Below are 19,691 nucleotides of genomic sequence, written 5' to 3'. Positions count from 1 at the left end.
GGCGGGCCCTTGCGGGCCCAGTCCCTGTTGCGGGATTAGCGGATCACCTCGGTGTTCCACTGCTCGACCCAGGCCTCGCGGTTGTCGACCACGTCGGCGGCGGGCAGGATGTTCAGCGCGTTGATGACATCGGCGCCGTAGGTCAGGTTGGCGGCGATCTCGTCGCTGACCACGACCTCCTTGTTGGCGGGGCTGTCGACCAGCATCTCGGCGATCCTGGTCTGCACCTCGGTCGAGAGCCAGTAGTCCATGAACTGGTAGGCCAGCTCCTCGTTGCCGTTGCCCTTGGTCATCACCATGACATTCATGCCGCCGGCCTGGCCCTCGGCAGGTTCCGCCCAGGCGAAGGGCAGCGGCGCGTCGGCGAAGCTGCTCCAGGCGAAGCGGCCGACCGGGGCGGCGATGACTTCCTGCTGGTTCATCAGCTGCACCAGCTCGGAGGAGCGCGAGTAGAAGGTGACGATGTCGTCGGCCTTCTCGCCGACAGCGCTGATCACCGGGGCCAGGCCGCCGGTCTCGCCCATCGCCTTGCCGAGCATCATCAGCGTCAGCGGCCCCTGCGTGCCGGTGATGTTGGGCAGTGCCACCTGGCCGGCCAGATCCGGGCCCAGCAGGTCGCCCCAGCTGTCGACCTGCACCAGATCCGAGCGGTAGACGATCGAGGAGGCGTAATAGGTGTAGCCCACCGACATGCCGTCGCCATTGGGATCCTTGGCGCTGTCATAGAGCTTGGCCATGTTCGGCAGGCTGGCGGCGTCGAGCGGCGCGATCAGCCCCTTGCGCGCCAGGCTCAGCGCGTCCTGGGTGGAGATCACGGCCATGTCGATCACCGGATTGGCGGCATTGGCCTCGATCTTGGCCATGCGCTCGACCGAGTTGCCGGTCTCCACGACGATGTCGCAGCCGCAGATCTCCTCGAACGGGTCGTAGAGCGCTTTCTTGTACTCGTCCTGGGCGAAGGAATAGACCGAGATGGTCAGGGTCCGGTCGGCCGCCATCGCGGTGCCGCCCATGGCGCAGCTCAGCGCGAGCAGGGAGAGGGAGAGTTTCATCTTGTCGGGGCTCCTGGTTGGACAGTTCGTTTCGGTCGGGCGGGGGTCATGCGGCGGCGCCGCGGAAGGGGACGGCGGCGGAGTCGCGCAGCACCAGCCGCATCGGCACGGCATGGCCCGGCGGCGGCAGATCGGTCTCGCCGGCGATGCGGCGGCAGAGGATGCCGAGCGCGTAGTCGGCAATGGCCTGCACATCCTGCGCCACCGTGGTCAGCGCGGGATGCATGGCGGTGGCCAGCGGCAGGTCGTCGAAGCCGGTCAGGCTGACATCGCCGGGCACTGACAGCCCCGCGCGGGTCAGCCGCGAATGCGCGCCGAGCGCCAGCAGGTCGGAGCAGGCCATCACCGCCGTCACCCCGCCCGCGACCAGCCCGGGCAGCGCGTCGAGCCCGGCCTCGCCCCAGACCGCGCGTGCCTCCGAGGCCGGGCCCAGTCCGCGCTTCATGCCGCGGATGCGGTCCTGCTGCACGTCCGAGACGGCATCGCCGCCCAGCAGCGCCACCCGGCGGTGGCCGAGCGCCGCGACATGCGCGCCGAGCATCCGCCCGCCACCGGCATGGTCGGCCGAGACGGTGCTGCGCGGGTCGGAGGCGGTGTTGATGACCACCATCGGCACGCCGGGCTCGGCCGGGGCGCTGCCCCGCTGCGGCACCACGAGGATGCCGTCGACGCCGCGCCCGGCCAGCCGGGCGAGGATCTCGGCCTGGCGCCCGGCATTGCCGCGGGAATCGCCGATCAGGATGCCCAGCCCGCGCGCCTCGGCGGCGGTCGACAGGCTCTGGGCGATGCGCGGGAAGAGCGGGTTGGTCAGATCCGGCATCACCAGCCCGAGGATGCCGCTCTGCCCGGTCTTCAGCGCCCGCGCCGCCGTGCTGGGGCTGTAGCCGAGCGCGGCCGCATGGTCCCGGATCCGCGCCGCCAGCCCGGCCGAGACGCGGCCCTTGCCCGAGAGCGCATTCGATACGGTGGCGGTGGATACGCCGATCTCTTGGGCAATCTGCTTCAGGCTGGCCATGGGGTCTCCTTTGGTGAAACGATTAATCTTCTGCTTGGAGCGAGGTCAAACGTGGATTAAACGATTAAGCTGAAAAATCCGGGCGGATGGGTTAATCTGCACAGATCTTGGGCGGAAGGACGGCTGCCAGGGGGCGGGCGGCGCCGTCCGCCGGGCGGACAGTCCACCCGGGGCCCGCTTGCCTTCGGCGCCAGATTCGCGCAGGGTCCGCCGCGGTCCGGGGACGGGCCCCGCCCGGCCAGGAGGATCCTTCATGACAGCCGACAGCCAAGCGCGGCCGGTGCCGCGCCGCGAGCTGCTGCGCAACCGCGGCTACGCGCTCTACATCGCGGCGATGTTCCTCACCGGGCTGACAATGCAGATCCAGACCGTCGCGGTCGGCTGGCAGGTCTACGACCTGACCCGCGACCCGTTCGACCTGGGCCTGGTCGGCCTGTCGCAATTCGCCCCGGCGCTGGCGCTGGTGCTGGTGACCGGCGCGGTGGTCGACCGGGTCTCGCGGCGGCGGCTGCTGTCGGGCTGCATGGCGGTGATGGGGCTGGTCTCGGCCGGACTCTGGGCGCTCTCGGCGGCGGGCAACAATCTCGCCTGGCCGATCTTCGCGCTGATCTGCCTCTACGGCACGGCGCGGGCCTTCCTCAATCCGGCGCGCCAGGCGCTGGTGACCAATCTGGTGCCCGCCGCGCAGCTGCCGCAGGCGCTGGCGCTGAATGCCAGCGCCTCCGAGATCGCCACGGTCTGCGGGCCGGTCGCGGGCGGGCTGCTCTACGCGCTCTCGCCGCAGGCGGCCTACGGGCTCAGCGCCGGGCTGATGGCGGCGGCGGCGCTGCTGGCGCTGATGATCCCGAAGCCCGCCCAGGCGCGCGCCGCCTCGAAGAAGCAGAGCTGGCAGGATCTGACCGCGGGCTTCCGCCATGTGCTGGCGCGGCCGATCGTGCTGGGGGCGATCTCGCTCGATCTCTTCGTCGTGCTCCTCGGCGGCGCCTTCGCGATGCTGCCGGTCTATGCCCGCGACATCCTCGATGTCGGCGCGGTCGGGCTGGGGCTGCTGCGCGGCGCGCCCGCGATCGGCGCGATCGGCGTGGCCTTCGTGCTGATGGCCTGCCCGATCCGCGGCAATGCCGGGCGGACGATGTTCCTCTGCGTGGCGGGGTTCTCGCTGGCGACGCTGGTCTTCGCGCTCTCCGAGACGGTCTGGCTGTCGGTGCTGGCGCTGGTGGCGATCGGCGCGACCGACGTGGTCAGCGTCATCATCCGCCAGACGCTGGTGCAGCTCCACACCCCCGACGAGCTGCGCGGCCGGGTGGGCGCGGTCAATGCGGTCTTCATCGGCGCCTCGAACGAGCTCGGCGGCTTCCGCTCGGGCAGCATGGCGGCGCTCTTCGGCCCGGTCCCGGCAGTTGCGGGCGGCGCGCTGGTCTCGCTCGGGGTCTGCGCGCTCTGGATGCGGCTCTTCCCGGCGCTGCGCCGGGTCGACAGCCTGGCGCCGCCGCCCGAAGAGCTGAACCGCGCCGCCTGAGCGCCCGGCTCAGGACCGCGCGCCCGGCGCCAGATCGGGCCGCGCCGCCATCCACTCCCGCGCGCCTGCCAGCACGGCGTCGTAGACCGCGCGGCCGACCGCCTCGCCGATCGCGGTATGGAGCCCCGCATAGGCCGCCCCGCCGGCCGGTGCGGCCAGGGCGATGCAATCCGTGCCGGTCCCGGTGGCGCGCCCCGCGGGCAGGAGCGGGCCGGTCTCCATCACCGCCGCAGTGCGGGCCTCGGCTGCGATGCTCAGCGCCTCGATCTGCGCGGCCTCCGACAGCCCGTCCGAGACCCGGACCAGGAGGTTGATCGTGCCGCGCCCCGGCGCGGGTGCGGGGAGGGCGCGGCGATGGCCCGCGCGCTCGGCATTCGACAGGCCCACCGTGGCAAGGCAGGCGGCCTCCGTCTCCTCGGCCCGGGCATGGCAGAGCCGATAGGCGCCGAGCCGCCGCGAGGTCAGCAGCACCGGCGCATCCCCGAGCCCCGCGGCCCGGGTCTCGGCGGCCAGCCAGCCGCCGACATCGCGGCCTTCAGGCAGATCGGCGTCGCGCACCTGGCGGAAGGCGACGCGGCGGGCGGTGGCGAAGCCCGGATGGGTCAGGCTCCAGCTCAGCACCCGCAGCGGCGCGCCGAGATCGGCGATCAGCCAGGGATCGTCATGGCAGAGCTTCATGGCCGCGCCCCGCGCGTCCTTTCCCGGACCGGACCGGCCGGCTGCCGCGGGGGCAGGGCGGATGCGCGGAAAGGCGGGCACGGGACGGGAAGGATCATCGGCAGGTCTCTCGGGCTCCGGGCAGGCGGGCGGTCTCGGCCGGGCCCGGGGCCGCGACTATCCGCAGGCCCCGGGGAAGGGGACAGGCGACCCGCCGTCGCAGCCGCCTGTCCCGCCCGCAGTCAGGCGCGCCGCCGTCGCCGGGCGGCCAGCGCGACGGCGGTCTCGACCGCGGCGAGCACCAGCATCGAGAGCCCGACCAGCGGGAAGAGCGCGCCCGCGGCCAGCGCGATCAGCAGGAGCCCGCGCGGGATCCGCCAGTCGGCCGGGAGCGGCGGCGTGCCGAGCCCGCCCGCCGGGCGCCGCTTCCACCACATCGCCGCCGCGGCGACCGCCATCAGCCCCATGGCCAGGCAGACGGCGAGCAGCACGATCTGGTTCGCCCGGCCCCATTGCTGGCCCATGTGGATGCTGACGCCCCATTCGGCGAGCCGCCCCAGCGTGCCGAGCTCGGCCAGCCCCATGTCGAACAGGATCTCGCCCGTGTACTGGTCGAGATGGATCACCCGCTCGGCCGTGATGTCGTCGGGATAGACCGAGGCCGTGAAGACGCCCTCGGGCCCCGCGGGCATGGCGATGGCATAGCCCGGATGGATCCCCGCCGCCTCGACGGCGGCGACGATGCGGTCGAGCCCCGCGGGCGCGCCGCCGGTGCCCTGCGACAGCGGCAGGGGCTGGTTCTCCATGATCCAGGGCGCCTTGTCGGCGGCCGCGCCCACCGGCACGGAGGAGACCGGATAGGAGGACCAGTAGCCGTCGGGCATCCCCAGCCCGGCGCGGTAGGCCAGGTCGTAGAAATTCTTGCCCCAGTAGCCCGACCAGGGCAGGCCGGTCAGCGCCAGGAAGACGATGGCCGCCCCGGCATATAGCCCGGTGACCGCATGCAGGTCGCGCCAGAGCCCGCGGCCCCTGCGCTGGCGGATGGCGAAGGCGCCGAGGCTGCGGCCCCGCGGCAGCCACAGGTAGAGGCCGGTGCCGGTCAGCAGGATCATCCAGCCCGCCGCCAGCTCCACCAGCCGGTTGCCGAGCCAGCCGGTATATTCCAGGCTGTGGAGCTTGCGCACGACATGCATGGCGGGCGATCCGGCGGCGCCGGCATCCCATTGGCGGCCGAGGATGCTGCCGTCATAGGGGTCGACGAAGACCGTGTCCTTCAGCCCGTCGGGGCCGGTGATGCGGACCTGCGCGGCGCGGTCGGGGGCGGCGGGCGGCAGGTAGCCCCGGAGCGTGCCGCCGCTGGCCGCGAGCGCGGCATCGGCGATCTCCGAGGGCGGCAGCATTGCGGCGGCCTGCGGCGCGACGAAGCGCAGCTGCCGGTAGGCGGCGTCGTTGATCTCGTCCTTGAAGAGGTAGATCGCGCCGGTCGCGGCAAGCAGGACCATGAAGGGCAGGACGAGGAGTCCGGCGATGAAGTGCCAGCGCCAGACGGCGCGGTAGAGGGCGGCGCTCGCGGCGCTCTGGGGGGATCGGGTCATCGTGTTCTTTCCGGGATGCGGGAACGGGGCCGCCGCCCCCTGGCGGGGCGGCGGGACGGAACCGGGGGCGGGCGGTTTCAGCCCTGGTAGAGCGCGCGGATCGCCTCCATCGCGGCGTCCGGGTCGGGCTGGTAGGGCAGCACCCCGGCCAGCTTGCCGTTGCGGCCGAAGAGCAGCACCGAGGCGGTGTGGTCCATCGTGTAGCCGCCCTGCTCCAGCGGCACCTTGCGGGCGAAGATGCGGAAGGCCCGGACCGCCTCGGCGATCTCCTCCGGGCTGCCCGAGACGCCGGTCACGCCCGGCACCCAGGAGACGTAGTCCCTGAGCTGGGCGACCGTGTCGCGCTCGGGGTCGACGGTGACGAAGAAGACGCGCAGCGCGTGCCCGTCCTCCGCCAGCTCGTCCTGCCACTGCGCCACCTCGCCCAGCGTGGTCGGGCAGACCTCCGGGCAGTGGGTGAAGCCGAAGAAGACCGCCGAGGGCGCGCCCTCGAGCACCGCCTCGGTGAAGGCGCCGCCTGCGGTCGTTTCCAGCCGGTAGCCGCCCTGGCCGATGGTCGCGGCGATCGTGCCCTCGGGGCCCCGGAGCGAGCGGACATAGAGCGTCGCGCCGCCGGCCAGGACCGCGGCGACCGCCGTCCCGAACAGCGCCGCCGCCAGGCGGGAGCGTGCGGCCGGGCTCATTGCCCATGCCCCGCATGGAGGCCGGCATGGCCGGCGGCGCCGCCGTCGCGCGCCACCACCGGCATCTGCAGCACCACCGCGCCGGCCTTCTCGAATTCGAGCGTCACCGCCACGGTCGCGCCCTCGGCCATCGGCTGCGCCAGATCCATGAACATCACATGGTAGCCGCCGGGCTTCAGCTCGACGGAGCCGCCCGCGGGGATCTCCAGCCCGCGGGGCAGCTCGCGCATCACCATGACATCGCCCTGCATCGCCATCTCGTGGATCTCCATATGGCCCGCGGCGGGCGAGCTGGCGCCGGTCAGCCGGTCGGCCCCTGTCCCGGCATTGGCGATCTGCAGGAAGCCGCCCGCGACCGGCTGGTTCGGCAGCGTCGCGCGGATGAAGGGCGCGGTGACCGTCAGATCGCCGAGCACCGCGGCCGCGGCGTGGCTGCCATCCGGTCCCCGGACCAGCTGCAGCGACGGCGCGGGGTTCGCCACGCCCGCCCTGCCGCTGGCGTCGGTCCAGTCGGCGGTGCCATGGGCGCAGCTCTGCAGCGCGGGAAAGCGCATCGGCCCCGGCGCCATCTGCGGCCCGACCGTGCCGCGCAGGGTGAATTCGTCGTACCAGGCATCGGGCAGCTCGCCGCCCGACCAGATGACCGCGCGCACGCCTTCGCTCATCTTGGTGCCATGATTGTCGTAGGGCGCGGCATAGGGGCCGGTCTCGGTCGAGAGCGTCCAGCCGGGCTTCGGCATCGGCTTCACATTGTAGAAGCCCTCGGGGATCTCGATGCGCACGGCTTCGGTGGCCTCGCCGTCGCAGCCATGCGGCACGCGCAGGGTGATCTTGGTCGTCTGGCCGATGACGGCCTCCGCCTGCTCCAGCGTGGCATGGGCCGCGGCGGCGGCAGGCATGGCGAGAAGGGCCGCCAGGGCGGTGAATGCGGTCTTGATGGACATGGGTGTCTCCGTGACTGTCCGTCCGGCGCACAAGGGGCGGGCCGGGTCTGGGAAGGGCGCGTCCGGCAGGCGGACGGCCCGGTTCGGGCAGGTTCAGGCGGCGCGCGGCGGCGCGCGCACGGAGACATGGGGCAGAAGGTGCTGCGGCCCCGAGACCAGGTCGGGCAGGCCCGAGGGCCGGTAGGGCAGAGACAGCAGGATGACCCGGTCGGGCGCGGTCAGGCGGTCGACCCCGGGCAGCTTGTGGCAGAAGGGGCAGCCCCGGCCGTGATCGTGGCTGTCATGCCCGCCATGGCCGTGCCCTTCCGCGGTGCCGCAGAGTTCCTCCATCGCCGCGCCGGTCGCGGACATCAGCGCCTGGCGCTCCAGCCGGTCGCGGTCGGGTCCCATCTGCGCGGCCGACAGCACGCTCAGCGCCACCAGGAGGGCGGCGAAGAGGAAGCCGGCAAGCGCAGGGGTCCGGAGGCGGATCATGGCGCGCAGATAACCCGGGCCGGGCGGCAATGGGAAGCCCTTTCGCCGTCCATAGCACCTGCGCATCCCATCGATAGCGGGGGGCTATTTGAGTTGCGGCGCCGAACTTGGTTCAATCGCGCCAGTACCCAACAGGAGCTTCCCCATGAAAATCACCGGGACTTTGGCCGCGGGCTTCGCCGCCGGGCTGGCCATGATGGCCGCCTCCGCCTCCGCCGAGACCACCATCCGCATCGGCCATGTGCTCTCCGAGAGCCATAGCTGGAACATCGCCGCCACCGGCTTCGCCGAGGAGGTCGCCGAGAAGACCGGCGGCCGCGTCAAGATCGAGGTGTTTCCGGGCGGCCAGCTCGGCAACGAGAAGGACATGATCGAGGGGCTGCAATTCGGCGCGGTCCAGGGCGGCGTGATCGGCGCGGGCTCGTTCCAGACGGTCGAGCCGCGCATGGGCATCATCGAGATGCCCTATGCCTGGGAAAGCCGCGAGCAGGCCTTTGCCGCGCTCGACGGCAAGCTCGGCGACGCGCTCGCGGAGATGCTCGACGCGCAGAACGTCACCGTGCTGGCCTGGTGGGAGAACGGCTTCCGCAATGTCACCAACTCCCAGCGCCCGATCGAGACGCCCGCCGACCTGGCCGGGCTGAAGATCCGCGTCACCCCCGACAAGGTGCGGCTCGACACCTTCGAGGCGCTCGGCGCGGAACCGGCGCCGCTGTCCTTCGGCGAGCTCTACTCGGCGCTGCAGCAGGGCGTGTTCGACGCCCAGGAAAACCCGCTCTCGATCATCTACTCGGCCTCCTTCTACGAGGTGCAGAAATACGTCTCGCTGACCGGCCATGTCTGGGGCGCCGCGGCGCTGGTGCTGTCGAAGCCGGTCTGGGAGAAGCTCTCGGAAGAGGACCAGCAGACCGTCCGCGCGGCGGCGGTCGAATGGGGCGCCAAGCAGCGCCAGATGGTCGCCGACAGCGATGCCGACATGATCGCCAAGCTCGAGGCGCAGGGCATGGAGGTCAACGAGGTCGACAAGGCGCCCTTCATCGAGGCGGTGCAGCCGATCTGGGACGCCAATGCCGATCTCTACGGCGAGGAGCTGCTCTCGATCCTCGGCGAGTACCGCAAATGAGCCGCTGCCTGCCGGCCGGCACCGGCCCGACGGGCGCCGCCTCCGGCAGGCGGCGCCACTCCCCGGCGGGGGGCGCGGCATGAGCGGCCTCCGCGACAGGGCGCTCGCCGCGCTCGATGCCGCCGCCCGTGCCGCGGGCGCGGCCGGGACCGCGGCGCTCGCCGCCATCGTGCTGTGGGTCGTGGTCTCGCGCTACGGCTTCGGCAGCACGCCGCGCTGGTCGGAGGAGCTGCCGCGGCTGATCCTCGTCTGGGTCGCCTTCACCGGGCTCGTCTCTGGCTTCGCGCGCAATTCGCATTTCCGCGCCGGGCTGCTGCAGCTCGTCCTGCCCGAGGGCCGGGCGCGCCGCGCCGTGCTGGCGCTGGCGGGGCTCGCCACGCTCGCCTTCCTCGCCGTCCTGGCGGTCAGCGGCTGGAAGATCGCCATGTTCACCTGGCATCACCGCACCACCGCCATGGCGCTGCCGGGCGGGCTCTTCTACCTCGCCCTGCCGCTCGGCGCCGGGCTGTCGATCCTGGCGATCTTCCTGCGCGGGGGGCGGCCATGAGCTTCGAACTGGCGCTGCTCCTGGGCAGCTTCGCCTTCCTCGTGCTGATCGACGCGCCGATTGCCGTGGCGCTCGGCCTGTCCTCGGCGCTCTATGTCGCGGTGGCCGACCTGGCGCCGATGATGGTCGTGGCGCAGCGCATGGTGGCGGGGATTGACAGCTTCACCCTGCTGGCGATCCCGCTCTTCCTGATGGCCGGCATGCTGATGGTCGAGGGCGGGCTGGCGCCGCGCATCGTCGCGCTCTGCGCCGCGCTGGTCGGCCAGGCCACCGGCGGGCTGGCCATGGTGATGATCGCCGCCTGCCTGCTCTTCGGCTCGCTCTCGGGTTCGGGCGTGGCGGACGTGATCGCCATCGGCACGATGCTGCTGCCGGCGATGAAGGAGCGCGGCTATCCGCCCGGCTTCTCCTGCGCCGCGCTCGGCTGCGCGGGGTCGCTGGGCACGGTGGTGCCGCCCTCGATCGTGCTGATCGTCTACGGCACGGCGACCAATACCTCGATCGGCCAGCTCTTCCTCGGCGCCATCATTCCGGGGCTGCTGCTTGGCGGCGGGCTGATGGCGGTGGCCTGGGCGATCTCGCGCAAGCATGGCTGGCGCGGCGGCGAGACCGCGGCCCCGGGCGAGCTGGGCCGCCGCTTCGTCGCGGCCCTGCCGGCGCTCTTCGCCCCGGTGATCATCGTCGGCGGCATCCGCTTCGGCGTCTTCACCCCGACCGAGGCGGCGGGGGCGGGCGTGGCCTATGCGCTGCTGACCGGCGGGCTGGTCTATCGCGGCCTCGACCTGAGGAAGACCCTGGCCATCCTGCGCGACACCGCCGAGATGACCGGCTCGATCCTCTTCGTGATCGCGGCGGCCTCGGTCTTCGGCTGGATCCTCGCCGCCGAACAGGTGCCGCAGCTGGCGCTCCAGGCGATCCAGGGGCTGACCGGCAACGCGACCGTGGCGCTTCTGCTCCTGATGGCGCTGGTGCTGGTGCTCGGCACCTTCATGGAGAGCATCGCGATCATCCTGATCCTGGCGCCGGTCTTCCTGCCGATGCTGCGCAGCTACGGGATCGACCCGGTCTATTTCGGCATCCTGCTGGCCATCAACCTGGCCATCGGCGCCAATACCCCGCCTCTGGGCATCGACCTGATGGCGGCCTGCCGCACCGGGGGCATCCCGATGTCGCAATCCTTCCGCTACCTGCTGCCCTTCCTCGGGGCGATGGTCGCGGTGCTGCTGCTGCTGGTCCTGTTCCCCGGGATCGTCACCGGCCTGGCCGGGGCGTCCTGACGCCCCGCTCCCCCAACCTGACACAGAGACCGACATGACCCTTTCCCCTGACGCCCGCGTCTCGCTCGAGCGCTTCTGGTCCACCATCGAGGCCTCGGCCGCGATCGGCCAGGGCCGCCCCGGCGGTCTGTCGCGGCTGACCCTGAGCGATGCCGACCGCGAGATGCGCGACCTCTTCTGCCGCTGGTGCCGCGAGGCCGGGCTGGCGGTGGAGATCGACGAGCTGGGCTCGATCTTCGCCCGCCGCGAGGGCACCGACCCTTCGCTGCCGCCGGTGCTGATAGGCAGCCATCTCGACACCCAGATCAATGGCGGGCGCTTCGACGGCATCGCCGGGGTGCTGGGCGGGCTCGAGGTGCTGCGCCGCCTCGACGAGCTCGGCCACCGCACCCGCCGCCCGCTGGCGGTGGTCGACTGGACCAACGAGGAAGGCGCGCGCTTCTCGCCGCCGATGGTCGCCTCGGGCTGCTATGTCGGCCGCTACGAGCGCGACTGGGTCTACGATCTCGTCGCCGATGACGGCCCGCGCTTCGGCGACGAGCTGGAGCGGATCGGCTACAAGGGCACGGTCCCCTGCAGGGCCGGCGAGATCGACGCCTATTTCGAGCTGCATATCGAGCAGGGCCCGATCCTCGATGCCGAGAAGCGCCAGGTGGGCGTCGTCACCGGCGGCTATCCCAGCCACGGGATGCGGGTGCGCTTCGAGGGCGAGACCGCCCATACCGGCCCGACGCCGATGGATCTGCGCCACAACGCGCTGATCGCCGGGGCGCGCTTCCTGACCGCGGTCGACGATCTGGGCTGGGATTTCGCGGTGGGCGACGGCAAGGCGACGGGCTCGCGGCTGGCGGCCTGGCCGAACAAGCCGGGCATCCTGTCGGACACGGCGCAATGCATCGCCGATGTGCGCCATCCCGATCCGGTCACGGCGCGGGTGATGGCCGAGAAGATGCGCCGCGCCGCCCATGCCGCCGCCGCGATGGCCGGCTGCGTGGCGGTGGTCGAGGACGAATGGAGCTGGGGCGGCGACATCTTCGACGCCGGGCTGGTGGCGGGCATCCGCGCCGAGGCGGTGCGCCAGGGATGGAACTGGCGGGACATCCAGTCCCAGGCCGGGCATGACGCCTATCACATGGCGACGCATTGCCCGACTGCGATGATCTTCGCCCCCTGCAAGGGCGGGATCACCCACAACAACAACGAAAGCTGCGAGCCGGGCGATTTCGAGGCCGGGCTCAACATGCTGCTGCATGCCGTGGCGGCGCGCGCCGACCGCTGATCCGGCCCCGCTCCGGCGGCCCCGGCCGTCAGAGCATGTCAGGATAGAGGTTCATCAATTCCTCGAGCAGGTCGACGAACATCTGCTCGGGGGGCTGCAGCACGCCCTGGCTGCTATGGACCAGGAAGACATCGGCGCCGAGCGGCTGGTCGGCAAGCTGCAGCGGCCAGAGCTGGCCCTGCTCCACCTCCTCGGCCACCGCGACGGCCGGCAGGATGCCGATCCCCAGCCCGCAGGCGATCATCCGGCGCACCTCGCCCAGGTCGTGGCTCGAGCCGCTGATCCGCTGGCCCAGCCCGAACCCCTCGCGCAGCATCAGCATCGGCTCCAGCCCCATCCCGTCGGTCGCGCAGGTGAAGGCGACGAGCGGCTCCTGCTGGAGGTCGCGGATGTCGATCTCGGTCTTGCCGTAGAGCGGATGCTCGGCGCCGCAGAAGACGCTGAATTCCTCGCGGAAGAGATGGCGGCATTCCAGCCCGAGAATGGGCTTCGTCAGCAGGCAGATGCCGATCCCGGCCTTGTCCTGGGTGATCCGGCGCACCGTCTCGGCCGAGTTCTGCACCTCGATGCGCCAGGTGATCGAGGGGTGGCGCTGGTGGAAGAGCCGCACCGCCTCGTCGAGCAGCGGCGAATGCAGCGCCGAGATGATCGACAGCGACAGCTCGCCGAATTCCTCGTCGTTGCGGTCGCCGGTCAGCGCGCCGATCCGCTCCACCCCGCGGAAGATCTCGGCGCATTCCTGGTAGATCTTCTGGCCGCGCAGCGTCAGGCCGAAATGGCGGCTGCCGCGGAAGACCAGCTGGCAGCCGAGCTGCTCTTCCAGCCGCTGCAGCGCCAGGCTGACCGAGGGCTGGCTCATGTTCAGCCGCTTGGCCGCGCGGGTGATGCCCTTTTCCTCGGCGATCACGCAGAAGCTGCGCAGGAGGTTCCAGTTGAGGTCGGCGATGGTCTTGTTGGCGGGCATGGGTCTCGACTCGTGGACCCGCCCGCAATAGCACGGCGCGGGCGGCGTGCAGTCATAGCCGGGGCTTATCCCTGCGATCAAGACGTGCCGCGCCGCAGCGCTAGGCGGAGGGGGGCGGAACGCCTAGGCTCGGGGCAGTTCGCACAGGAGCATCCCATGACCATCACCCGTCTCGACCCCGGCAGCCGCATGAGCGAGGCCGTCATCCATGGCGATACCGTCTATCTCGCGGGGCAGGTGGGCGAAGAGGGGGCGGATATCGCCACCCAGACCCGCACCGCCCTGGCCGAGGTCGATGCCCTGCTGGCGCGTGTCGGCAGCAGCAAGTCGCAGCTCCTGCAGATGATCGTCTGGCTGGCGGACATGGACGACTTTGCCGCCATGAACGCGGTCTACGACGCCTGGATCGACCCGGCGAACCCGCCGGTGCGCGCCTGCGGCGAGGCGCGGCTGGCGACGCCGGGCTACCGCGTCGAGTTCATCGCCACCGCCGCCCGCTGACCCCGGGCCCCCTGGCGCGCCCGCCCGGGCCGCGCCGCTTTCCGACGCGCAGGGCACCGCCCCGCGCGATCCCCCGGCTGCTGCCCGAAAGGTCCCCGAATGATCCCTGATCTGTCGCAGGTCGAAACCGCCACGCTGGGCCATTTCCTCCGCGGAGGCTTCATGGCGCCCTCGATCCAGGGGCTCTTGCCGGACCGGCGCATCTGGGGCCCGGCCCTGACCGTGCGGCTGCCCGGATCGGACGGCGCGGCGCTGATCGAGGCGCTGTCGGTGGCCGAACCCGGCGAGGTGATCGTGATCGACCGCTGCGGCGACCTGCGCCATGCCTGCTTCGGCGCGGTGACGGCCACCGCCGCCCATGCCCGCGGCGTGGCCGGCGTGGTGATCGACGGCTTCGTGACCGACCGCCGCGCGCTCGAAGAGCTGGGCCTGCCGGTCTGGTGCCGCGGCCGCTCGCCGATCACGACCCGCAACCAGCATCTCGCGGGCGAGGTCGGCGGCATCATCACCTGCGGCGGCGCGGCGGTGTCGCGCGGGGACATCGTGCTGGCCGACGAGAACGGCGTCGCGGTGCTCGACCCGGCCAAGGCGGCGGACCATGCCGCCACTGCGCTGAGGATGCAGGAAAGCGAAATCGACATTCTCCGCCGGCTGCGCGCCGGGGAGACCCTCAAGGAGATCATCGCGCCGGACGAGACGTCCCCCTCAGGGGCGCGGCGGCGGATGATCAATCTCACCTTCAGACAGCAGAGAGGTACGACATCATGACCGGAGCCTTCCGCAGCATCCTGCTTGCCGGCGCCTGCGCGGCCGCGCTCGCGCTGCCGGCGCTGGCCGACAAGGCCGGCAACACGCTCAACGTGGCCTTCGCCGCCGAGCCCGAGCCGCTCGACCCCTACAAGATCGCCGGACGCCAGGGGCTGATCCTCGCCCGCCATGTCTTCGACGGGCTGGTCTACAAGGATCTCGACAGTGGCACCTTCCTGCCGGCGCTGGCCGAAAGCTGGTCGCGCCCCGAACCGATGGTGCTGGAATTCAAGCTGCGCCAGGGCGTCACCTTCCATAACGGCGCGGCCTTCACCGCCGATGACGTGGTCTATACGCTCAACACCGTGACCCAGCCGGATTACGGCACGCGCTACGCGATCTCGGTCGACTGGATCGACCATGCCGAGAAGGTCGACGACTATACCGTGCGCATCCACATGGCGAAGCCCTTTGCCGGCGCGTTCGAGATGCTGGCCGACGCGCTGCCGATCTATCCGCATGAATACTTCGCCGAGGCCGGCTCCGAGGGCATGACCCGCAATCCCGTCGGCACCGGCCCCTACAAGCTGGTCTCGCAGGAGCCGGGCATCCGCTACGAGCTGGAGCGCTTCGACGATGTCTACGAGGGCAGCCCCAAGGCGGGCGCGACGATCGACCGGATCGTCGTGCGCACCATCCCCGAGATGAACACCCAGTATGCCGAGCTGATCTCCGGCGGGCTCGACTGGATCTGGCGGATCCCGCCGGACCAGGCGGAGAAGCTGGAAAGCCGCGCGCAGATCGTCTCGGGACCGATCATGCGGATCGCCTTCATCAACCTGGCGCCGGTCTCGGCCGGGGGCGAGACGCCGCTGGCGGATGTCCGCGTGCGCCGCGCGATCCAGCATGCCGTCAACCGCGAGGCGATCACCCGCGCCTTCGCCGGCGGCGCCTCCGAAGTGCTGAAGAGCTTCTGCAACCCCGCCCAGGTCGGCTGCAGCCAGGATGTGGCGCAATACGACTACGACCCCGAGGCGGCGCGCGCGCTGCTGGCCGAGGCGGGCTATGCAGACGGGTTCGAGCTGCCCATGGTCTTCGCCGCGATGCCCCGTCCGGTGGCCGAGGCAGTGGCCGCGGATCTGGCCAAGGTCGGCATCACCGCGCAGCTCGACGAGCTGCAATATGCGGCGGGCGTCGGCAAATGGCGCGAGGAGCAGGTCCCGGCCTTCTTCTCGAACTGGGGCAGCTACGGCGTCGGCGATGTCGCGTTCCTGTTGTCGAACTTCTTCGGCGGCGGCGCGGACGATCTGGTGAAGGACCCCGAACTGGTCGACTGGCTGACCACCGGCGACACCTCCGCCGACCCGGCCGAGCGCGACGCGGTCTACCAGCAGGCGCTGGCCAAGATCGCCGACGAGGCGCTGGTGCTGCCGATGTACAGCTTCAACGTCAATTACGGCCTCTCGCCGGATCTGGCCTTCAAGCCCTATCCCGACGAATTCGCCCGCTTCTGGGAATCCTCCTGGAAGTGACCGCGGCGGGGGGCGGCAGCGCCCCCCGCGATCCGGCAAGACGGAGGCAGCGATGCTTGTCTATCTGCTCAGGCGGCTGGTGGTGGCGTTCTGCGTCTGCCTGGCCGTCTCCGTGCTCAGCTTCGCGCTGATCTTCCTGGCGGGCGACCCGGCCATCGCCATCGCCGGTTCGGGCGGCAGCGCCCGCGATGCCGAGGCGGTGCGGATCGCCTACGGTTTCGACCGGCCCTTCGCGGTGCAGTATCTCGACTGGATCGGGCATGTCCTGACCGGCGATCTGGGCCGCAGCATCTATTTCAACATGCCGGTGACCGAGATCATCGGCTCGCGGCTGCCGGTGACGCTGGTGCTGGGCGGGCTGGCCTTCCTCGCCGCGCTCGCCGTGGCGCTGCCGCTGGGCATCCTCGCCGCGCTGAAGCCCGAGGGCGCGCTCGACCGCGCCGCGCTCCTTCTCGCCGTGACCGGCCAGGCAGTGCCGAGCTTCTGGCTGGGGCTGATGGCGATCGTCGTCTTCGGCGTCTGGACCGGCTGGGTGCCGATCTCGGGGCTGGCAAGCTGGCAGGGCTACATCCTGCCTGTGGCGGTGCTGGCCTTCTCGGCGATGCCCGCGATGATGCGGATCACCCGCTCGGGCATGATCGAGGTGCTGGGCTCGGACTATGTCCGCACCGCCCGCGCCAAGGGCCTGCCGGCCGGGCAGGTGATCCTGTCGCATGCGCTGCGCAATGCCGTGCTGCCCTTGGTGTCGCTGGCCGCGGTGCAGCTCGGCGTGCTGCTCTCGGGCTCGATCGTGATCGAGAGCGTCTTCGCCATCAACGGGCTCGGCCGGCTCGCCTGGGAGTCGCTCCTGCGCGCCGACCTGCCGGTGGTGCAGGCGATCATCCTGATCCTCTCGGCGGTCTACGTCCTGCTGACCACGGCGGGCGACCTGCTGAATGCCTGGCTCGACCCGCGCATCCGGGGGGCAGGCTGATGGCGGCCCCTGCCTACCGCCGCCCGCTCCTCTACCGGGTGCTCGGCAATACCGGCGTCACGCTGGGCGGGCTCGTGCTGCTCGCCGCCGTCGCGATGGCCCTTTTCGCCCCCTGGCTGGCGCCGCAGGATCCCTATGCGCAGGATCTGACCGCGCGGGTGCTGCCGCCCTTCTGGCACGACCGCGCCGATCCGGCGCATCTGCTGGGCACCGACCATCTGGGGCGCGACTACCTCTCGCGGCTGATCTACGGCGCGCGGGTCTCGCTGGCCGTCGGGCTGGGGGTGATCCTGGTCTCGGGCACGATCGGCATCACGCTGGGGCTCGCGGCGGGGTATTTCGGCGGCACGGTCGACATGATCGTCAGCTTCGTCGTCACCACGCGGCTGTCCCTGCCGATCGTGCTGGTGGCGCTGGCCGCCGTCGCCCTGGCGGGCGCCTCGCTCTCCACGCTGATCGCGGTGCTGGGCCTTCTGCTCTGGGACCGCTTCGCCGTGGTCTCGCGCGCCGCCGCCCAGTCGCTGCGCAGCCGCGACTTCGTCAAGGGGATGCGGGCGATCGGCGCGGGCCATCTGCGCATCCTCTTCCTCGAGCTGCTGCCCAACATGCGCGGCGCGCTGATCGTGGTGATGACGCTGGAGGTCGCCAACGCGATCCTGCTGGAGGCGGCGCTGTCCTTCCTCGGGCTCGGCGTGCGCGCGCCGATGGCCAGCTGGGGGCTGATGATCGCCGAGGGGCGGGAGAACATCCTCTTCGACCCCTGGCTGATCGCGCTGCCGGGCGGGCTGCTCTGCGCGCTCGTGCTGGCGGTGAACCTGCTCGGCGACGGGCTGCGCGACCTGACCGGAGGCAAGGCGAAATGAGCGAGCCGCTACTCGATCTGGAGGATCTGCGGATCTCCTTTCCCGCCGGGCCCGAACGGCTGAACGCGGTGCGCGGGCTCGACCTGCGGATCGGCGCCGGCGAGACGCTGTGCCTGGTCGGCGAATCCGGCTGCGGCAAGTCGCTGACCGCGATGAGCCTGATGGGGCTCCTGCCGCGCGAGGCGCAGGTCGGGGCCGGACGGTTCCGCCTGCTCGGCCGGGACATGGCCCGGGCGCGGCCGCGCGACTGGGCGGGGCTGCGCGGCCGCGGCCTGTCGATGATCTTCCAGGACCCGATGACCTCGCTCAATCCGGTGCTCGGCGTCGGGCGGCAGCTGACCGAGGGGGTGATCGCCACCGGCGGGCTGTCCCGCGCGGCGGCCGAGGCGCGGGCAGTCGAGCTTCTGGAGCGCGTCGGCATCGCCCGCGCCGCCAGCCGGCTGGGCCAGTATCCGCACCAGTTCTCGGGCGGGCAGCGGCAGCGGCTGATGATCGCCATGGCGCTGATGAGCCGGCCGCGGCTGCTGATCGCCGACGAGCCGACCACCGCGCTCGACGTCACCATCCAGGCGCAGATCCTGCGGCTCCTGGCCGAGCTGCAGCGCGATCTGGGGCTGGGGCTGCTGCTGATCACCCACGATCTGGGCGTGGTGGCGGCGATCGCCGACCGGGTGGCGGTGATGTATGCCGGGCGGATCGTCGAGACCGGCCCGGCGGCGGATATCTTCAACGCGCCGGCCCATCCCTATACCCGCGGGCTGATGGCGGCGATCCCGGTGCCGGGGCGCACGCCGCGCGGCGCGCTCCTGCCCGCGATCCCGGGCCGGGTGCCGGGGCTGACCGGCCGCCTCGAGGGCTGCGCCTTCCGCGAGCGCTGCTCCGTTGCCGTTCCGGCCTGCGCGGTGCGCGCGCCGCAGCCCGCGGGCGCCCACCGCACCGAATGCCATCTTGCCACGGAGGCGGCGCCATGACCGGCCGCGACGACGACATCCCGGCGCTGGAGCTCGTCCGCGCCACCAAGCGCTACCGCGTTTCCCAGGGGCTCTTCCGCCCGGCGGCGGAGCTGACCGCGCTGAAGGAGCTGTCGCTCGTGCTGCGCAAGGGCGAGACGCTGGGGCTCGTGGGCGAGTCCGGCTGCGGCAAGAGCACGGCGGTCAACGCGATGCTGGGCCTCCTGCCGCTCGACGGCGGCAGCGTGCGGCTCGGCGGGCGCGACATCGCCGCGATGGGCCTGGCCGAGCGGGTGCGCCGGGTGCAGGTCGTGTTCCAGGACCCCTATTCCTCGCTCAACCCGGCGCGGCGGGTGCGCGACCTCGTCGCCCAGCCGCTGCGGCTGCACCGGCGCGGCACCGATCCCGGCCCGGAGGTCGCCGAGATGCTGGAGCGGGTGGGCTTCCCCGCGCGGCTGGCCGAGGCCTATCCGGCCGAGCTGTCGGGCGGCCAGCGCCAGCGCGTCGCCATCGCCCGCGCGCTGGTGATGCGGCCCGAGGTGCTGATCTGCGACGAGCCGACCTCGGCGCTCGATGTCTCGGTCCAGGCGCAGGTCATCAACCTGCTTCTGGAGCTGCGCCGCGAGCTGGGGCTGAGCATGGTCTTCGTCAGCCACAACCTGGCGGTGGTCGAGCATCTCGCCGACCGCGTGGCGGTGATGTATCTCGGCGAGAAGGTCGAGGAGGCGCCGGTCGACGCGCTCTTCCGCGCGCCGCGGCATCCCTATAGCCGCGCGCTTCTGGGCGCGACGCTGCCGCCCGATCCGGCGGCGGGCCTGCCGGCGCTGGGGCTCGGGGCGACGGCGGCCGATCCGCTGGCGGCGGGTCCGGGCTGCGCCTTCGCGCCGCGCTGTCCGCTGGCTGCGGAGGCCTGCCGCGCCGCGCCGGTGCCGCTGGCCGCGCAGGGGGCGGAGCATCTGGCGCGCTGCCTCCGCGCGGAGGCGGCCTGAGCCGGCG

At 71.8% G+C, this 19,691-nt stretch carries 20 protein-coding genes; 12 read left to right on the top strand and 8 right to left on the bottom strand.

What is annotated here, in order from left to right; translation table 11 throughout:
* Positions 1-35: 35 nt before the first annotated feature.
* Positions 36-1,052 (bottom strand): ABC transporter substrate-binding protein, encoded by a 1,017-nt coding sequence (locus FGX59_RS12970; protein WP_138466958.1) that lies wholly within the window; start codon positions 1,050-1,052, stop codon positions 36-38.
* A gap of 46 nt (positions 1,053-1,098) precedes the next feature.
* Positions 1,099-2,067, bottom strand: coding sequence for a LacI family DNA-binding transcriptional regulator (locus tag FGX59_RS12965; RefSeq protein WP_138466957.1), 969 nt, complete (start codon positions 2,065-2,067; stop codon positions 1,099-1,101).
* Positions 2,068-2,320: 253 nt separating this feature from the next.
* On the opposite strand from FGX59_RS12965, the gene FGX59_RS12960 reads away from it, so the two are divergent.
* Positions 2,321-3,586 (top strand): MFS transporter, encoded by a 1,266-nt coding sequence (locus tag FGX59_RS12960; RefSeq protein ID WP_138466956.1) that lies wholly within the window; start codon positions 2,321-2,323, stop codon positions 3,584-3,586.
* Positions 3,587-3,595: 9 nt separating this feature from the next.
* Here the strand turns inward: FGX59_RS12960 and FGX59_RS12955 are convergent, their stop codons facing one another.
* The 5 genes from FGX59_RS12955 to FGX59_RS12935 all read right to left on the bottom strand — a co-directional run bounded on the left by FGX59_RS12955 (position 3,596) and on the right by FGX59_RS12935 (position 7,939).
* Positions 3,596-4,264 (bottom strand): adenosylcobinamide amidohydrolase, encoded by a 669-nt coding sequence (locus FGX59_RS12955; RefSeq protein ID WP_138466955.1) that lies wholly within the window; start codon positions 4,262-4,264, stop codon positions 3,596-3,598.
* 221 nt (positions 4,265-4,485) lie between these two features.
* A complete protein-coding gene (locus tag FGX59_RS12950) occupies positions 4,486-5,838 on the bottom strand; it encodes a PepSY domain-containing protein (RefSeq protein ID WP_138466954.1) in 1,353 nt (450 codons plus the stop codon).
* A 77-nt stretch (positions 5,839-5,915) separates the two neighbouring features.
* Positions 5,916-6,521, bottom strand: a complete 606-nt coding sequence (locus FGX59_RS12945; RefSeq protein ID WP_138466953.1) for an SCO family protein — start codon at positions 6,519-6,521, stop codon at positions 5,916-5,918.
* Positions 6,518-7,465, bottom strand: coding sequence for a DUF1775 domain-containing protein (locus FGX59_RS12940; protein ID WP_138466952.1), 948 nt, complete (start codon positions 7,463-7,465; stop codon positions 6,518-6,520). The genes FGX59_RS12945 and FGX59_RS12940 overlap by 4 nt, the downstream gene beginning before the upstream one ends.
* A gap of 93 nt (positions 7,466-7,558) precedes the next feature.
* A complete protein-coding gene (locus FGX59_RS12935) occupies positions 7,559-7,939 on the bottom strand; it encodes a DUF2946 family protein (protein ID WP_138466951.1) in 381 nt (126 codons plus the stop codon).
* Positions 7,940-8,084: 145 nt separating this feature from the next.
* On the opposite strand from FGX59_RS12935, the gene FGX59_RS12930 reads away from it, so the two are divergent.
* The 4 genes from FGX59_RS12930 to FGX59_RS12915 all read left to right on the top strand — a co-directional run bounded on the left by FGX59_RS12930 (position 8,085) and on the right by FGX59_RS12915 (position 12,165).
* Positions 8,085-9,062: a DctP family TRAP transporter solute-binding subunit gene (locus FGX59_RS12930; protein ID WP_138466950.1), complete on the top strand. Its 978-nt coding sequence runs from the start codon at positions 8,085-8,087 to the stop codon at positions 9,060-9,062.
* Between the two features lie 79 nt (positions 9,063-9,141).
* A complete protein-coding gene (locus FGX59_RS12925; RefSeq protein WP_138466949.1) occupies positions 9,142-9,609 on the top strand; it encodes a TRAP transporter small permease in 468 nt (155 codons plus the stop codon).
* Entirely contained in the window at positions 9,606-10,886 is a 1,281-nt protein-coding gene (locus FGX59_RS12920; protein ID WP_138466948.1) for a TRAP transporter large permease, read from the top strand. The genes FGX59_RS12925 and FGX59_RS12920 overlap by 4 nt, the downstream gene beginning before the upstream one ends.
* A 34-nt stretch (positions 10,887-10,920) precedes the next feature.
* The gene (locus FGX59_RS12915) at positions 10,921-12,165 is read left to right on the top strand and encodes a Zn-dependent hydrolase (RefSeq protein WP_138466947.1); all 1,245 of its coding nucleotides are present in this window, start codon (positions 10,921-10,923) and stop codon (positions 12,163-12,165) included.
* 28 nt (positions 12,166-12,193) lie between these two features.
* Here the strand turns inward: FGX59_RS12915 and FGX59_RS12910 are convergent, their stop codons facing one another.
* On the bottom strand, positions 12,194-13,129 hold the full coding sequence (locus FGX59_RS12910) for a LysR family transcriptional regulator (RefSeq protein ID WP_138466946.1): 936 nt from the start codon (positions 13,127-13,129) through the stop codon (positions 12,194-12,196).
* Between the two features lie 156 nt (positions 13,130-13,285).
* Between FGX59_RS12910 and FGX59_RS12905 the strand changes: the two genes are divergently transcribed.
* The 7 genes from FGX59_RS12905 (at position 13,286) to FGX59_RS12875 (ending at position 19,684) form a co-directional block, all read left to right on the top strand.
* Positions 13,286-13,630 carry a RidA family protein gene (locus FGX59_RS12905; protein ID WP_138466945.1) on the top strand — a complete coding sequence of 115 codons (345 nt, stop codon included), beginning with the start codon at positions 13,286-13,288 and terminating at the stop codon, positions 13,628-13,630.
* A gap of 99 nt (positions 13,631-13,729) precedes the next feature.
* Positions 13,730-14,398: an RraA family protein gene (locus FGX59_RS12900; protein ID WP_138466944.1), complete on the top strand. Its 669-nt coding sequence runs from the start codon at positions 13,730-13,732 to the stop codon at positions 14,396-14,398.
* Positions 14,395-15,909 (top strand): ABC transporter substrate-binding protein, encoded by a 1,515-nt coding sequence (locus FGX59_RS12895; RefSeq protein ID WP_138466943.1) that lies wholly within the window; start codon positions 14,395-14,397, stop codon positions 15,907-15,909. Before FGX59_RS12900 ends, FGX59_RS12895 begins: the two co-directional genes overlap by 4 nt.
* Positions 15,910-15,961: 52 nt before the next feature.
* Positions 15,962-16,882, top strand: a complete 921-nt coding sequence (locus FGX59_RS12890; RefSeq protein WP_138466942.1) for an ABC transporter permease — start codon at positions 15,962-15,964, stop codon at positions 16,880-16,882.
* Positions 16,882-17,745: an ABC transporter permease gene (locus FGX59_RS12885; RefSeq protein WP_138466941.1), complete on the top strand. Its 864-nt coding sequence runs from the start codon at positions 16,882-16,884 to the stop codon at positions 17,743-17,745. Before FGX59_RS12890 ends, FGX59_RS12885 begins: the two co-directional genes overlap by 1 nt.
* Positions 17,742-18,716 carry an ABC transporter ATP-binding protein gene (locus FGX59_RS12880; RefSeq protein WP_138466940.1) on the top strand — a complete coding sequence of 325 codons (975 nt, stop codon included), beginning with the start codon at positions 17,742-17,744 and terminating at the stop codon, positions 18,714-18,716. The genes FGX59_RS12885 and FGX59_RS12880 overlap by 4 nt, the downstream gene beginning before the upstream one ends.
* Positions 18,713-19,684: an ABC transporter ATP-binding protein gene (locus tag FGX59_RS12875; RefSeq protein WP_138466939.1), complete on the top strand. Its 972-nt coding sequence runs from the start codon at positions 18,713-18,715 to the stop codon at positions 19,682-19,684. The genes FGX59_RS12880 and FGX59_RS12875 overlap by 4 nt, the downstream gene beginning before the upstream one ends.
* Positions 19,685-19,691 lie beyond the last annotated feature (7 nt).

This window comes from Poseidonocella sp. HB161398 (genome assembly GCF_005870025.1).
In the GTDB taxonomy this organism is placed as follows: domain Bacteria; phylum Pseudomonadota; class Alphaproteobacteria; order Rhodobacterales; family Rhodobacteraceae; genus Mangrovicoccus.
This window is presented reverse-complemented; position numbering and strand designations above follow the sequence as displayed.